At 67.1% G+C, this 14,706-nt stretch carries 17 protein-coding genes; 11 read left to right on the top strand and 6 right to left on the bottom strand.

Annotated elements, in window-relative coordinates; all coding sequences use genetic code 11:
• From AO501_RS28435 to AO501_RS28425, 3 genes are all read right to left on the bottom strand, one after another.
• Positions 1 to 702 (bottom strand): PE family protein (locus AO501_RS28435; protein WP_156452835.1); only part of this gene is annotated, 702 nt, incomplete at its 3' end.
• A 215-nt stretch (positions 703 to 917) separates the two neighbouring features.
• Entirely contained in the window at positions 918 to 1,304 is a 387-nt protein-coding gene (locus tag AO501_RS28430) for a hypothetical protein (RefSeq protein ID WP_055580911.1), read from the bottom strand.
• 7 nt (positions 1,305 to 1,311) lie between these two features.
• Positions 1,312 to 2,061, bottom strand: a complete 750-nt coding sequence (locus AO501_RS28425) for an enoyl-CoA hydratase (RefSeq protein ID WP_055580910.1) — start codon at positions 2,059 to 2,061, stop codon at positions 1,312 to 1,314.
• 45 nt (positions 2,062 to 2,106) lie between these two features.
• Between AO501_RS28425 and AO501_RS28420 the strand changes: the two genes are divergently transcribed.
• The gene (locus AO501_RS28420) at positions 2,107 to 2,376 is read left to right on the top strand and encodes a DUF2277 domain-containing protein (protein WP_055580916.1); all 270 of its coding nucleotides are present in this window, start codon (positions 2,107 to 2,109) and stop codon (positions 2,374 to 2,376) included.
• Positions 2,373 to 2,930, top strand: coding sequence for a DUF1802 family protein (locus tag AO501_RS28415; RefSeq protein WP_055580909.1), 558 nt, complete (start codon positions 2,373 to 2,375; stop codon positions 2,928 to 2,930). The genes AO501_RS28420 and AO501_RS28415 overlap by 4 nt, the downstream gene beginning before the upstream one ends.
• On the opposite strand, the gene AO501_RS28410 is transcribed toward AO501_RS28415, so the two are convergent.
• Together AO501_RS28410 and AO501_RS28405 are read right to left on the bottom strand one after the other, a co-directional pair.
• A complete protein-coding gene (locus tag AO501_RS28410; protein WP_055580908.1) occupies positions 2,889 to 4,589 on the bottom strand; it encodes a CocE/NonD family hydrolase in 1,701 nt (566 codons plus the stop codon). The two genes, AO501_RS28415 and AO501_RS28410, sit on opposite strands and share 42 nt — an antisense overlap.
• 19 nt (positions 4,590 to 4,608) lie before the next feature.
• Positions 4,609 to 5,184 (bottom strand): DUF3558 domain-containing protein, encoded by a 576-nt coding sequence (locus AO501_RS28405; RefSeq protein WP_055580907.1) that lies wholly within the window; start codon positions 5,182 to 5,184, stop codon positions 4,609 to 4,611.
• A gap of 107 nt (positions 5,185 to 5,291) precedes the next feature.
• Here AO501_RS28405 and AO501_RS28400 point away from each other — a divergent pair, with 107 nt between their 5' ends.
• The 6 genes from AO501_RS28400 to AO501_RS28375 all read left to right on the top strand — a co-directional run bounded on the left by AO501_RS28400 (position 5,292) and on the right by AO501_RS28375 (position 11,732).
• Complete coding sequence (locus AO501_RS28400) at positions 5,292 to 6,257, top strand: metallophosphoesterase family protein (RefSeq protein ID WP_055580906.1); 966 nt, start codon at positions 5,292 to 5,294, stop codon at positions 6,255 to 6,257.
• Entirely contained in the window at positions 6,254 to 6,934 is a 681-nt protein-coding gene (locus tag AO501_RS28395; RefSeq protein WP_055580905.1) for a 4'-phosphopantetheinyl transferase family protein, read from the top strand. The genes AO501_RS28400 and AO501_RS28395 overlap by 4 nt, the downstream gene beginning before the upstream one ends.
• Entirely contained in the window at positions 6,931 to 7,812 is an 882-nt protein-coding gene (gene truB, locus AO501_RS28390; protein ID WP_055580904.1) for a tRNA pseudouridine(55) synthase TruB, read from the top strand. Before AO501_RS28395 ends, truB begins: the two co-directional genes overlap by 4 nt.
• Positions 7,813 to 7,943: 131 nt before the next feature.
• Positions 7,944 to 9,170, top strand: a complete 1,227-nt coding sequence (locus AO501_RS28385) for a serine hydrolase domain-containing protein (protein ID WP_055580903.1) — start codon at positions 7,944 to 7,946, stop codon at positions 9,168 to 9,170.
• A gap of 121 nt (positions 9,171 to 9,291) precedes the next feature.
• Entirely contained in the window at positions 9,292 to 10,494 is a 1,203-nt protein-coding gene (locus AO501_RS28380; RefSeq protein WP_055580902.1) for a lipid-transfer protein, read from the top strand.
• Between the two features lie 2 nt (positions 10,495 to 10,496).
• Positions 10,497 to 11,732, top strand: a complete 1,236-nt coding sequence (locus AO501_RS28375; RefSeq protein ID WP_055580901.1) for an acyl-CoA dehydrogenase family protein — start codon at positions 10,497 to 10,499, stop codon at positions 11,730 to 11,732.
• Between the two features lie 13 nt (positions 11,733 to 11,745).
• Here the strand turns inward: AO501_RS28375 and mntR are convergent, their stop codons facing one another.
• The gene (gene mntR / locus AO501_RS28370) at positions 11,746 to 12,450 is read right to left on the bottom strand and encodes a manganese-binding transcriptional regulator MntR (RefSeq protein ID WP_055580900.1); all 705 of its coding nucleotides are present in this window, start codon (positions 12,448 to 12,450) and stop codon (positions 11,746 to 11,748) included.
• A gap of 165 nt (positions 12,451 to 12,615) precedes the next feature.
• On the opposite strand from mntR, the gene AO501_RS28365 reads away from it, so the two are divergent.
• The 3 genes from AO501_RS28365 (at position 12,616) to lppU (ending at position 14,509) form a co-directional block, all read left to right on the top strand.
• On the top strand, positions 12,616 to 13,584 hold the full coding sequence (locus AO501_RS28365) for a bifunctional riboflavin kinase/FAD synthetase (RefSeq protein ID WP_055580899.1): 969 nt from the start codon (positions 12,616 to 12,618) through the stop codon (positions 13,582 to 13,584).
• A 119-nt stretch (positions 13,585 to 13,703) separates the two neighbouring features.
• Positions 13,704 to 13,973 (top strand): 30S ribosomal protein S15, encoded by a 270-nt coding sequence (gene rpsO, locus AO501_RS28360; RefSeq protein WP_055580898.1) that lies wholly within the window; start codon positions 13,704 to 13,706, stop codon positions 13,971 to 13,973.
• A 23-nt stretch (positions 13,974 to 13,996) separates the two neighbouring features.
• Complete coding sequence (lppU, locus tag AO501_RS28355) at positions 13,997 to 14,509, top strand: LppU family putative lipoprotein (protein ID WP_419775688.1); 513 nt, start codon at positions 13,997 to 13,999, stop codon at positions 14,507 to 14,509.
• The last annotated feature ends 197 nt before the right edge of the window (positions 14,510 to 14,706 follow it).

The following is a 14,706-nucleotide window of genomic DNA, read 5'->3' as shown; positions in this document are numbered from 1 at the left end:
CAACCAGCCGCCGGTCCCGCCGGTGCCGCCGGACCCGCCGACGCCACCCGCGCCGCCCGAACCGAACAGCGTGGCGGCGCCGCCTGCGCCACCGGCGACGCCCGAGCCGCCTGTTCCGCCGTTGCCCCAGAGCCAACCACCGGTGCCGCCGGTTCCACCGGCGCCGCCCGCCCCGCCGGCACCGCCGGCTCCGCCGTTGCCGATCAGTCCGGCCGCCCCGCCGGCGCCACCGTTCTGGCCGGCCGCACCCGAACCACCGGTCCCGCCGTTGCCCCACAGAATCCCGCCGGCTCCACCGGCCTGACCGGTGCCCGCAACCCCGTTGGCGCCGTCGCCGATCAGGGGGCGGCCCAGGAGTACTTGCGTGGGCGCGTTCACCGCGCCCAGCACGCTCTGCTCGATGGCTTGCAGCGGCGACGCGTTGACCGCCTCGGCGCTGGCGTAGGACCCGGCTCCGGCATTCATCAGCTGCACGAAAGTGCTGTGGAAGTTCGCGGCCTGCTCGCTGATCGCCTGATAGTGCTGCGCGTGATTGCCGAACAACGCGGCGATCGCGGCCGAGATCTCGTCTTCGGCCGCCGGTAGCACTGAGGTGGTGGGCAAGGCGGCGGCGATGTTGGCCTCGCTGATCGTCGATCCGATGCGCGCCAGATCCGACGCCGCTGCCGAGATCCATTCCGGTGAGGTGGTGACGAATGACATGACAGTGCCTTTCTGGAGTCGTCGGACTGCGACGACCCGCGCAACGGGGAAGGAAGGGGGCGCCGTCTACCGGCCGGCGCTCTTAAAAGATACGACAGCAAATCTGATGCGTCAACAGATATAATACGTTAATGAATTAGATGGTATCTTGGAGTGCGCAGGGTCGACGAGAACCGCCGGCCGAGCGAACGCTCTCCGGAGTGCTCGAGCTGAATTCAGCGATGCGGGGAACTGGGTACGGCATCCAGCCAGAGAGACACCGCGACAACGAAACTGACGGCTACCACGGTCAAGCCGGCGGCGGGCCAGATGCACATCACCGAGTGCCGGATCCCAGCAATCACCGAGCCGGTCGCGGCCAGCAGCAACGCGATGACAATGCCACCCGCTACCACGGCGACACCGAAGCCGGTCTGGGAGTAGAAGTGCTCGACGCCTGCGCTGTCGCAGTTGTCACTGCACCCGGGCAGTAGCAGCCACACCGCCGGTCCCAGCGCACCGACGACAGCCAGTCCGCTGGCCACGAACTGTGCGATGAACAGAACGACGGTGATAACGACGTCCGCGGTCGAACGACGCCACGGAATCGGCTGCTGTGTCACCAGGTGGTCAACGCACTTGCGAACGACCGCGCTGCAGGACGGCCTCACGGTTGGCAGCAATGTCATCGCCGCTGGTGCGGAACTGCCGTGCCGCAGCGGCTTCCAGCCACAGACCGCCGCCGATCTGGGCGTCGTCGATGTGGTGGTAGGACGCCAGCAGAGCCCGCACCGCATCTTGGTTGTTGCCGACGATGGAGGCGGCGACACCCCGCGCGGCGGGCAGCAGTTGGTCGTGCGGTACCACCTCGGTGACCAGCCCGGCGCGCAGCGCGTCGGCGGCCGAGAGGTAGTCGCCGGTCATGCTCATCCGGCGGGCCAGGCCGACGCCCACCTTCTGCGGCAGCCGCACGCTCAGGCCCCAGGTGGGCAGCAGCCCGACCCGGGCGTGCGTGTCGGCGAAGCGGGCCTGCTCGGAGGCGATCAGGATGTCGCAGTAAAGGGCGAGCTCGAGCCCGCCGGTGACCGCGGCGCCGTTGATGGCGCCGATCACCGGCTTGGTCAGCGCCGGCCACCGGGGAGAGATGTCCGGGAGCGCCGTCTGCCCGCCCAGTTCCTTGAGGTCGAGCCCGGCGCAGAACACCGGATCGGCGCCGGTCACGATGATGACGTCGACGCCGTCGTCGGTCTCGGCGTCGGCCAGGGCACCGAAGAACTGGTCGCGCAGCGCGGCGGAGAGCGCGTTGCGGGACTGCGGACGGTTCAGCGTCAGAGTGCGCACCCGCTCGTCGGTGTCGATCAGCAGGATCTCGTCGGTCATGGCTATCACCGTAGCCAAGCCGATCCCGCGCTTATCGTGGAGACCATGTGCCGCAACATCACCGAACTGCGCGGCCTGGAGCCGCCCGCCACGGCCCAGGAGATCGCGGCCGCGGCCCGCCAGTATGTGCGCAAGGTCAGCGGGATCACCCACCCGTCCGCGGCCAATGCCGAGGCGTTCGAAGCCGCGGTGGCCGAGGTGACCGCATCCACCGCCAGGCTGCTCGACGCGCTACCGGCCCGGCGCCAGCCGCCCAAGACCGTCCCGCCGCTGCGCCGGCCCGAAGTAGCGGCCCGGCTGGCGAGACGAGGATGACAGGCGCTCAGACGACGGCGCTCAAACAGTGGAGCGCCGCGGTGTGGGCACTGCTCGACGGGCGCCAGACCGTCCTGCTGCGCAAGGGCGGCATCGGCGAGAAGCGTTTCGAGGTGGCCGCGAGCGATTTCCTGCTGTTTCCGACGGTGGCGCACAGCCACGCCCAGCGCGTCCGCCCCGAGCACCAGGAGCTGCTCGCAGCCGCGGCCGGTGACAGCACCGAGGACCAGGTGACGGTACGGGCTGCGGCGAAAGTCGTTGCCGCATATGCCGTTCACCATCCAGAGCGGTTACCCGAGATCGAAGACCTGCACATCTGGACCGCCGAGTCGGTGCGTGCCGACCGCCTCGACTTCCGTCCCAAACATCAGCTCGCCGTGCTGGTCGTCTCGGCGATACCACTCGTCGAACCGGTGCGGCTGACCCGAACCCCTGATTACGCCGGCTGTACCAGCTGGGTGCAACTGCCCACCGCACCGCGGCTGGCGTCGCCCGTGCACGCCGATGCCGAGTTAGCCGAGATCGCCGCCAGGGTCCGCGCCGCTGTCACCTGACCGTGCGGGCAGCAACAACCGGGACCCACCGAAGTGCACCGAATGCGTCGCCGGCCTGAGCTGGCGTCCGGTCAGCACCGGCTCGCCGGTGCCGAGGTTGCGGGCGTAGCGCGGGAACCAGCTCCCGGAGATCAGAATCCGAATACGCGACCCGGCCGCGAACCGGTGCGCGATCGGGTCGAGTTCGATCCGGATGCTTCGCGACCCGTCGCCGAGCCGGCGGTACCCGTCGCTCACATTGCGGGAGCGGCCCTTGACGTCCACCTCGCTGACCCTGACGAACAGGTCGACGTGCGGGTTGTCGGAGCTGTGCGCCAGTTCCAGGACCGGGCTGCCGTACACGAACAGGTCCTCGGTGAGGGTGGCCCCGGTGAAGCTGAGCACATCGTCGCGCTGGGCGAGCTCGGTGTCGTCGCGGTAGCCGCCCTTCGCCGACAGCAGCGGACCGCCGGTCGTCGGGGTCGGGTCGGCGGGGTCGTAGTGGAAGTTCGCCGGACGGGTCTTGGTCTCCGGCGGGGTGTCGCCCAGATGGCCGTAGGGCTGCAGGTAGAGCGCGTGCTCGGCGGTGGCGGGCGGCCATTCGGGCAGGTGGCGCCAGCCCTGGCCGGTGACGAATACGTGCACCGGGCTCGGTCGGTCCAGGGCGGGCGCGTCGCCGAGATGGAAGTCCAGCCAATCCAGCGTTTCGCGGGTCGAGAGAGCCAGGCCTTTGGTGATCATCTGGACGTGCGTCCAGGGACCGATGGTCATCGCGACGTTCACTCCGCGCTGGGCAAGGTGGCGGTACTGCTGCACCGTCTGTCCGACGAACAGGTCCTGCCAGCCGCCGAGCAGCAACACGGGAACCTCGGCCCGGTCCAGCGCGTCCGGAAATCGCAATCGCTCCCAGAACGGGTCGCCCGGTTCGGGCTTTTCGGCCCACGTCTCGAACCAGGGCGCACCCGAGCCGAGCAGGTCGCGCGCGGCCGCCCCGAACGGTACCGCCGCGGCGGCTCGCACCACTTTCCGCGGCGCCCGTAGGTGACGAATGCCGCGCCGGACGCGACGGGGATCCTCCTGGCGGCTCACCATCTCGCTCCAGCCCAGGAAGTCGTTCGCGAATGTGCCGGTGCCCCAAGTTGATTCGCGGAAGTCGTGCGGGCCCGCCGCGATCACCGCGGCCGCGAGCTCCGGCGGCGGATCGTTGAGCAGCGCCCACTGCGTGAAACCGAGGTAGGACAGGCCGATGGTGGCGAAGCGGCCGGTGAACCACGGTTGCTCACGCAGCCATTGCACCGTGTCGGCACCGTCGTCGGCCTCATTGACCATGGGTTCGAACTCGCCGGCCGACCCGAACGTGCCCCGAACGCTCTGCAGCACCACGTGATACCCGCGGGCGGCATACAACTTGGCGAAGGCCAGGGAGAAGGGCAGCTTGCGCCCGTACGGCCCCCGCACCAGCAACGTGCCGGATGGGCTGGACGTCCGGGGTTCGTAGTGATCGGCTCGCAGATGGACGCCGTCGCGCATCGGGATCTCGACGTGGTTCACGGTGTAACGCGTAGTGGCTCGGGGCAGGCCGAACGCCACGCCGATCGCGCCCAGGGCGGCCCTGCGACCGATACCGCCGTTCAGGTTCCGCTGCTTGAGTTGCTCACGCCGAGGGGATGTGATGCTCACACAGCCAGAGTAGGCAGGATCAGAACTTGTAGAACGGAGCGAGGTCGTTGGCCCGCTGCAGGTTGGTGGACGGGCAGTCGACGTCGGGCTCGGAGTAGACGGTCGAGTAGAACAGTGACTGCTGGATGACGCCGTAGCTGGTCTTGAACGTCACCATGCAGGAGATGTACCAGAAGCTGTTGTGGTAGGTCGGCTTCAAGGTCCAGTACTGGGCGGCGCGGTGGCCCTGGATGGTGGTTTCGACCGCGTCGGCGGGCAGCGTCTGGGCGTAAGTCCGCCAGACGATCGGTTCCACGGCCACCTGGTAGTTGCCGGCGTCGAACTGGCAGCGCAGGCCTTCCTGCGGCTCAGGAGGCGAGAAAGCCAGGCCGAGGCGCTGCACCGCGTCGAACGGAATCTGCGTGCACGGATCGAACGGGCTCGGGTCGGACGTCGCCACGATCGGGCTCTTCATGGTGGTTTCCATCGGCTGGGCGGTCGACCGCAACTCGACCGGCCCGCGCGCCGTAGGAACCGGGGGAGCGTATTGGAAACCGACGATCACCGCTGTGACCAGCGCACTCAACGCTGCGGCCAGACGCACCTTGGCGAACACGACACCCCCTGCTCCCGGCGATCCTCTTGCCGGGAGTGTACAAGTCGCTTCTGCGCGGCCGTAAGCGAAACGAGGCAATCCACTGCGGATCGCTAGGGTGGTTAGTCGTGGCGGGACATGAGCAGGCGGGCGGAGGACAGCCGACGCTGTGGGCTGTCTCGGATCTGCACACCGGTCACCTGGGAAATAAGCCCGTGACCGAGTCGCTGCACCCGTCGTCGCCGGACGACTGGCTGATCGTCTGCGGCGACGTCGCCGAACGTACCGACGAGATCCGCTGGGCGCTGGATCTGCTGCGGCGACGGTTCGCGAAGGTGATCTGGGTGCCGGGCAACCACGAACTGTGGACCACCAACAAGGATCCGCTGCAGATCTTCGGCCGCTCCCGCTACGACTACCTGGTCAACATGTGCGACGAGATGGGCGTCGTCACCCCCGAGCACCCGTTCCCGGTGTGGACCGAACGGGGCGGCCCGGCCACCATCGTGCCGATGTTCCTGCTGTACGACTACTCGTTCCTGCCGAACGGCGCCGCCACCAAGGCCGAAGGCCTGGCCATCGCCAAGGAACGCAGCGTGGTGTGCACCGACGAGTTTCTGCTGTCCTGCGAGCCGTACGCCACCCGCGACGCCTGGTGCCGCGACCGGGTCGCCAAGACGAAAGCCCGCCTCGAACAGCTCGACTGGATGCAGCCGACCGTGCTGGTCAACCACTTCCCGCTGGTGCGTGACCCCTGCGACGCGCTGTTCTACCCGGAGTTCGCGCTGTGGTGCGGCACCACCAAGACCGCCGACTGGCATACCCGTTACAACGCGATCTGCTCGGTCTACGGGCACCTGCACATTCCGCGGACCACCTGGTACGACGACGTGCGGTTCGAAGAGGTGTCCGTGGGCTACCCCCGCGAGTGGCGCCGGCGCAAGCCGCACAGCTGGCTGCGTCAGGTGCTGCCCGACCCGCAGTACGCGCCCGGCTACCTCAACGACTTCGGCGGGCACTTCACCATCACCCCTGAGATGCGGGCGCAGCACGCCCAGTTTCAGGAACGCCTGCGGCAGCGGCAGTCCCGGTGACCGCACGCACGCTGGTGTCGTCGCTGCTGCCCGGCACCCTGGTCGACGAGCTGGGTCACGCCGAGCTGTATTCGGACCCGCCGGACCTGGCACCGCTGCCCGAGGAGGAGCCGCTGATCGCCAGGTCGGTGGCCAAGCGCCGCAACGAGTTCATCACCGTGCGGCACTGCGCCCGCGTCGCGCTCGGCGAGATCGGCGTGTCGCCGGTGCCGATCCTCAAGGGCGACAAGGGCGAGCCGTGCTGGCCCGACGGCGTCGTCGGCAGTCTCACCCACTGCACCGGTTACCGGGGCGCGGTGGTGGGCCGCGACGGGCCGGTGCGCTCGGTGGGTATCGACGCCGAACCTCACGATGTGCTCCCGAACGGCGTGCTGGACGCGATCAGCCTGCCGGCCGAGCGCACCGAAATCCCCGCGGCGCTGCCGTCCGGGCTGCATTGGGACCGAATCCTGTTCTGCGCCAAGGAAGCAACGTACAAGGCATGGTTTCCGCTGACGAAGCGCTGGCTGGGTTTCGAGGACGCGCACATCACGTTCACGGCTGATTCGCCGGCAGCGGGGCGGTTCGTCTCCCGCATCCTGATCGACCCGGCCGCGCTTTCGGGTCCGCCGTTGACGTCGCTGACCGGGCGCTGGTCGGTCGAGCGCGGGCTGGTGCTCACCGCGATCGTGTTATGACCGGCGCCGGGCTCGTCGTCGTCGACAAACCCGCCGGGATGACCAGTCACGACGTGGTCGGGCGATGCCGGCGGATCTTCGCCACCCGCCGGGTCGGTCACGCCGGAACGCTGGACCCGATGGCGACCGGCGTGCTGGTGCTCGGCATCGAGCGCGCCACCAAGATCCTCGGTCTGTTGACCGCGACGTCCAAGTCCTACGCGGCCACCATCCGGCTGGGCCAGTGCACCTCCACCGACGACGCCGAAGGTGAACTGCTGCAGTCTGTTTCGGCCGCACACGTCACCGATCAGGAGATCGGGGCCGCGCTGGACGGACTGCGCGGCGACATCGAGCAGGTGCCGTCGGCGGTCAGCGCGATCAAAGTCGCCGGCCGGCGCGCGTATCAGCTGGCCCGCGAAGGTCAGGCCGTCGAACTGCAGGCCCGGCCGGTGCGCATCGACCGGTTCGAGGTGCTGGCGACGCGACGGGTGGAGGACCTGATCGACCTCGATGTGGAGGTCGACTGCTCGTCTGGCACCTACATCCGCGCACTCGCCCGCGATCTCGGCGCTGCGCTGGGAGTCGGCGGTCATTTGACAGCGCTGCGCCGGACCCGGGTCGGGCGCTTCGACCTGAGCCACGCCGTGACGTTGGATGACCTGGCCGAGGACCCGCGTCTGTCGCTGAGCCTGGACGAGGCATGCCTGCTCATGTTCGCGCGCCGTGAGCTGACCACCGAGGAAACCGAGGCCGCGGCCAATGGCCGGCCGCTGACTCCTGCCGGTCTCGAGGGCGTGTACGCGGCCACCGCGGCCGACGGCCGGGTGATCGCTTTATTGCGCGACGAGGGACGCCGCACGAAGTCGGTGGTGGTAATCCGCCCCTCGACGTTGTAGCCCGAGACGGAATGCGTAGGAGTCGCCTCCGACGCCGCCCGGCCAAACTCGGAACCTCATTCAGGTATGCCACCGCTGTTGGCAGCGATACCATCACGGCCAGACGGGTAGCTGCGACGACGGAGCAACAGATGGTCCCAAAGGTGAACGTCTCGTCCGGTCTCATGAGTGGCGACGTCGATGAAGGCTACGGAAAGGTAGCCGACGCCTTCCGGCGCAACCTGAGCAGCGGCCAGGAGGTCGGCGCCGCTTTCGCCGTTTACCGCGATGGCCGAAAGGTCGTTGACCTGTGGGGCGGATTCCGCAACGGGAACACCCGGGCGCTATGGCGGGAAGACACCCTTGTCAACGTGTTCTCCACCACGAAAGGCGTTGCCTCGCTGGCCATTGCGGTCGCCGCCTCCCGAGGACCTCTTTCGTATGACGCCAGAGTGGCCGACTACTGGCCGGAGTTCGCGCAAGCCGGCAAGGATGCGATCACGGTGCGGCAATTGCTGGCACATCAAGCCGGACTATCCGCGATCAGGCCGCTGTTGACGCTAGACGACGTGGCCGAGCCGGCGAGGATGTCGGACAAGCTCGCGGCGCAAGCCCCCGCGTGGAAACCGGGAACACGGCATGGCTACCACGGCATAACGCTCGGCTGGTATCAAGGTGAACTGATTCGCCGAGTCGACCCCGCGGGGCGCACGCTCGGCCGGTTCTTCGCCGAGGAGATCGCCGCGCCGCTGGGCTTGGATTTCCACATCGGGTTGCCGACCTCGGTCGATCGGGGCCGTGTGGCGCACGTGCATCCCTTTTCGCGATCCAGGCTGCTGCTGCATCTGCCACCAGCCATGGCCGTGACGTCGTTCAATCCGTTCGGCCTGACCGTACGGTCCTGCATGGTCGCCAAAGGGATCAGTGGCGCGGACCCCGCACACTTCAACCGCGAGGAAATTCGAGCAATCGAAATACCATCCGCTAACGGCACCGGCGACGCACGGTCGATCGCGAAGCTCTACGGCAGTGCCGCCACCGGCGGTTCTGAAATCGGATTGACTCCGAGCGCCCGGGATGCACTGGAAAAGCCGGCGATATCGCCGACGCACGGGTTGCGCGACAAGGTGTTACATGTCGACATCTCATATTCGCTGGGGTTTTGTCGGCCCATCCCCGAGATCACCGTCTTTGGCTCGTCAGACAAGGCGTTTGGCACGCCGGGACTCGGCGGCTCATTCGGGTTCGCCGATCCTGACACGGGGATCGGATACGCCTATGTGATGAACAAGATGGGTGTCCAACCCGTCGATCCACGAGAGTTTGGCCTGCGCAAGGCTCTCTTCAACGATGTGTTGGGAGCCAGGCCGCAAATCTGAGTACGACCCGGTCGTTCTCGGTACACGGCCAAGTTGCACACTGATCCCAGGTCTCCAGCCGGTCTGCGGATCAGGGCTCTCAGGGCTGATAGGCCGATTCTGATGGTTCGGAAGGGGCAACATGTCCAAGTACGGTTCCAACAAGGTTTTCGTCGTCGGCGTAGGCATGACGAAATTCGAAAAGCCCGGCCGCCGCGAAGGCTGGGACTACCCGCAGATGGCCAACGAGTCCGGCACCAAGGCCCTGCAGGACGCCGGTATCGACTACACCGAGATCGAACACGGCTACGTCGGCTACGTGGCCGGCGACTCCACCTGCGGCCAGCGGGCCCTCTACGAACTCGGGATGACGGGCATCCCGATCGTCAACGTCAACAACAACTGCTCGACGGGATCCACCGCGCTGTACCTGGGCGCGCAGGCTGTCCGGGGCGGACTGGCCGACTGCGTACTGGCGCTCGGCTTCGAGAAGATGCAGCCCGGAGCCCTGCAGGTCGGCGCCAACGACCGCGAGTCGCCGCTGGGCCGGCACGTCAAGGCGTTGGCCGAGATCGACGAGTTCGCATTTCCGGTGGCGCCGTGGATGTTCGGCGCGGCCGGCCGCGAACACATGAAGAAATATGGCACCACCGCCGAGCATTTCGCCAAGATCGGCTTCAAGAACCACAAGCACTCGGTGAACAACCCGTACGCCCAGTTCCAGGACGAGTACACCCTCGAGGACATCCTGGCCGCGAAGATGATCTCCGACCCGCTCACCAAACTGCAGTGCTCGCCCACCTCCGACGGCTCGGCCGCGGTGGTGCTGGCCAGCGAGGACTACGTCGCCAAGCACGGCCTCGCCGGACAGGCCGTGGAGATCGTCGGGCAGTCGATGACCACCGACTTCGCCTCCACCTTCGACGGCAGTGCCCGTAACATCATCGGCTACGACATGAATGTCCAAGCCGCGCAACAGGTTTACCAGCAGTCCGGGCTGGGTCCCGACGACTTCCAGGTCATCGAACTGCACGACTGCTTCTCGGCGAACGAACTGTTGCTGTACGAGGCGCTGGGCCTGTGCGGCGAGGGCGAGGCGCCCAAGCTGATCGACGACAACCAGACCACCTACGGCGGGCGCTGGGTGGTGAACCCGTCGGGCGGGCTGATCTCCAAGGGCCACCCGCTCGGCGCGACCGGCCTGGCGCAGTGCTCCGAGCTCACCTGGCAACTGCGGGGAACCGCCGACAAGCGGCAGGTGGATAACGTCACGGCCGCGCTGCAACACAACATCGGCCTGGGCGGCGCCGCCGTCGTCACCGCGTACCAGCGCGCCGAGCGCTGATCGTGATCGACTGGTCCGAAACCGATCTGATGGTGCGCGACACCGTCCGTCAGTTCGTCGATAAAGAGATCCGGCCCAACCTGGACGCCCTGGAAACCGGCGAAATGCCGCCGTACCCGATCGCGCGCAAGTTGTTCAGCCAGTTCGGCCTGGACGTGCTGGCCGCGGAATCGGTGAAGAAGATGCTCGACCGTGAGCGCACCGGAGTCGCCGAAAAGCGGGATGGGGCAGGCGATTCCGACGGCATGGGCGTTCAGCCGTCGATGATGGCGGTGGTGGTGTCCGAAATAGCGCGGGTCAGCATCGGACTGCTGAGCACCGCTTCGGTCAGCCTGGGCCTGGGTGCGGCGACCATCATGAGCCGCGGCACCCTGGCGCAGAAGGAACGGTGGCTGCCCGACCTGATGACGCTCAACAAGATCGCCGCGTGGGCCATCACCGAACCCGACTCCGGCTCGGATGCGTTCGGCGGCATGAAGACCTACGTCCGGCGCGACGGTCAGGACTACATCCTCAACGGTCAGAAGACATTCATCACGAATGGACCGTACGCCGACGTCCTGGTGGTCTACGCCAAGCTGGATGACGGTTCAGCCCAGGACAAACGCAACCGTCCGGTGCTGGTGTTCGTGCTCGATTCGGGCATGCCCGGCCTCACCCAGGGCAAGCCCTTCAAGAAGATGGGCATGATGTCCTCGCCGACGGGCGAGTTGTTCTTCGACAACGTGCGCCTGGGTCCCGACCGGCTGCTGGGCGAGACTGAACAGCCCAGCGACGGTGACGGCCGGGACAGCGCCCGCGCCAATTTCGCCGCCGAACGGATCGGAATCGCGATGATGGCGCTGGGCATCATCAACGAATGTCACCGCCTGTGCGTGGACTACGCGAAGAGTCGCACGTTGTGGGGCAAGAACATCGGGCAGTTCCAGTTGATCCAGCTCAAGCTGGCGAAGATGGAGATCGCCCGAATGAACGTGCAGAACATGGTGTTTCACACCATCGAGCGCCAGCAGGCCGGCAAGCCGCTGACGCTGGCCGAGGCGTCGGCGATCAAGCTCTACAGCTCCGAGGCCGCCACCGAGGTCGCGATGGACGCCGTGCAGTTGTTCGGCGGCAACGGCTATATGGCGGAGTACCGGGTGGAACAGCTTGCGCGCGACGCGAAGTCGCTGATGATCTACGCCGGCAGCAATGAGGTCCAGGTGACGCACATCGCCAAGGGGCTGTTGTCGGGCTAGGACGTCGCCGTGATCAGGCCACCACCCAGATCGCCCGCGCGGCCGGGCTGCCCAACTCCACGGTGGCAGCGTCACCGTCGCCAGACGACACCGCCACCGAGATCATGCCGGCGAACTCGCGTCGCGTCAGAACCCGCAGCTGGGAGTCCAGGTTGATTCCGACGCTGTCGAAATAGCGCAGCATCTCGGGGTCGGCGTCAGAGATCCGGGCCACCTTCCCGGTATCACCGTCGTTGCACGCCCACAGCTGGCGCGCCGGCGGCGTCGGCACCTGACCGTCGGTGGCCGGGATCGGGTCACCATGCGGGTCACGGCGTGGGAAGCCCAGCTTGGCGTCGATGCGGGCCACCAGGCGATCCGACACCGCGTGCTCAAGCACCTCGGCCTCGTCGTGCACCTCGTCCCAGCCGTAACCCAGCTCGTTGACCAGGAATGTCTCCAATAGCCGGTGCCGGCGCACCATCCCCAGCGCGGCCCGCCGACCGGACTCGGTCAACGTCACGGCGCCGTACTTCTCGTGGTTGACCAGCCCCTGCTCGGCCAGCTTGCGGATGGACTCCGACGCTGTGCTGGCGGACACCCCGATCTTCTCGGCGAGCATCTTCGTGCTCACCTTCTGCGGAGCCCCGTCAGGAGACCACTCCTGGGCCGTCCAAATGACTTTCAAATAGTCCTGGGCAACTGGGGTGAGCCCACCAGGCTCGTCGTCAGCCCTCACAACCTCAAATCTTAGGCAATCCACGCCTAATCCGGCGCTGTGGGCGTCGAGCCTGCACCCACGGCATCGAGTCTGCGGCCCGAGAGCGGACACGCCGGGCACACCCGGCGTGGACGCAGACTCGGTTTGAGTGCGACCTGCCAGTCACCCGATAGGCTTGCGGTCGTGCAGCGGTGGCGCGGTCAGGATGAGATCCCCACGGACTGGGGCAGATGTGTGCTGACCATAGGGGTCTTCGACGGTGTGCACCGTGGGCACGCCGAGTTGATCGCGCATGCCGTCAAGGCGGGTCGTGCCCGGGGCGTGCCGTCGGTGCTGATGACGTTCGATCCACACCCGATGGAAGTGGTGTACCCGGGCAGTCACCCGGCGCAGCTGACCACCCTGACCCGCCGCGCCGAACTCGTCGAGGACCTCGGCATCGACGTGTTCCTGGTGATGCCGTTCACCACCGACTTCATGAAGCTCACTCCGGACCGATACATCCACGAACTGCTGGTGGAGCACCTGCACGTGGTGGAGGTGGTGGTCGGGGAGAACTTCACCTTCGGCAAGAAGGCCGCCGGCAGCGTCGACACCCTGCGCAAAGCCGGCGACCGCTTCGGGTTCGCGGTGGAGGCGATGTCGCTGCTGTCCGAGCACCACAGCAACGAGACCGTGACGTTCTCCTCCACCTACATACGGTCGTGCGTGGACGCCGGCGACGTGCTGGCGGCCACCGAGGCGCTGGGCCGCCCGCACCGCGTCGAGGGTGTCGTCGTGCGCGGCTACGGCCGGGGCGCTGAGCTGGGCTTTCCCACCGCGAACGTGGCGCCGCCGATGTACTCGGCCATCCCCGCCGACGGCGTGTACGCGGCGTGGTTCACCGTGCTCGGCCACGGTCCGGTGACCGGCACCGTCATTCCCGGGGAGCGCTACCAGGCCGCGGTGTCCGTCGGCACCAACCCGACGTTCTCCGGTCGCACCCGCACCGTTGAGGCGTTTGTCCTGGACACCACCGCCGACCTGTACGGCCAGCATGTGGCGCTGGATTTCGTCGCCCGCATCCGTGGCCAGCAGAAGTACGACTCGATCGACGACCTGGTGGAGGAGATCGGCCGGGACACCGAGCGCACCCGCGGGCTGCTGACCTAGGGAAAAACGCTGACCGTCGATCCCTGCTAGACTCCCCGACGACATCGGCGCGTGCTGCGGTTCGCGGTGGCCGCGCTGTGAAATTTCCTGATCGCGGACCTATTGATGGAGATAATTTCGTGGCGCTTACTGCCGAGCAGAAAAAAGAGATTCTGAAGTCCTACGGTCTGCACGAGACCGACACCGGGTCGCCGGAGGCGCAGATCGCGATGCTGACCAAGCGCATCGCCGACCTCACCGAGCACCTGAAGGTTCACAAGCACGACCACCACTCCCGACGCGGCCTGCTGCTGCTGGTCGGACGCCGCAAGCGGCTGGTCAAGTACCTGACCCAGGTCGACGTGGAGCGCTACCGTTCGCTGATCGAGCGGCTGGGTCTGCGCCGCTGACCCGTGGCGCGTCAGGCGCCGTCATAGCGGCCGCCGTCGCGGCCGGCATCATCGGCGCAGTGACCGGGTGTTCGGCGGGGAAAAGTGGCTCCGACCTCAGCGAATTCACAGTGGGGGACTGTCTCAAGCTTGGTGGCACGGCCGCCCAGCCGGAGGCCGTCAAGGCGTCGTGCGCAAGCCCGGAGTCCAACTTCAAGGTCGTCGCCGTCGTGAAGGACCGGGCCCAGTGCCCGTCTGACGTCGATTCGTCGTACTCGACGCACAATGCGATCAGCGGCTCGGACAACACCGTGTGCCTGGACGTCGACTGGGTGATCGGTGGCTGCATGAGTGTGGATCCACACCACATCGCCGATCCGTACCGTGTCGACTGCAACGACGCGTCGGTGCCCAACCGTCAGCGGGCCACCCAGATCCTCAAAGACCTCGACACACCGGTCTCGGTGGATCAGTGCGCGAGCGGTCTGGGCTACACCTACGCCCAGCGGCGGTTCGCCGTGTGCGTCGAGGACATCAGCGGCGCACCCCGGAACTAGAGGTCGGGCGTACGGAGCACCGGGTTTGATCATTACCGGGAGTTAGCCGGTGTAGAGTGAGGACGTTCTGGGCCGGTTCCGGCCCGAGCACCTTGGTGCGGTTCGCGCACTTCCGCGCGCATCGTTCCAGCGAGTCGCCATGCGAGTCACGGGAAGCAGCTCTGTATCGGGCGGTCTTCGGTAGTGGCTGCCGGGCT

The organism is Mycobacterium gordonae (genome assembly GCF_001417955.2).
Taxonomy (GTDB): domain Bacteria; phylum Actinomycetota; class Actinomycetes; order Mycobacteriales; family Mycobacteriaceae; genus Mycobacterium; species Mycobacterium gordonae_B.
Note: the sequence above shows the minus strand (reverse complement) of the source record. Positions and strands in the feature narration are given on the sequence as shown.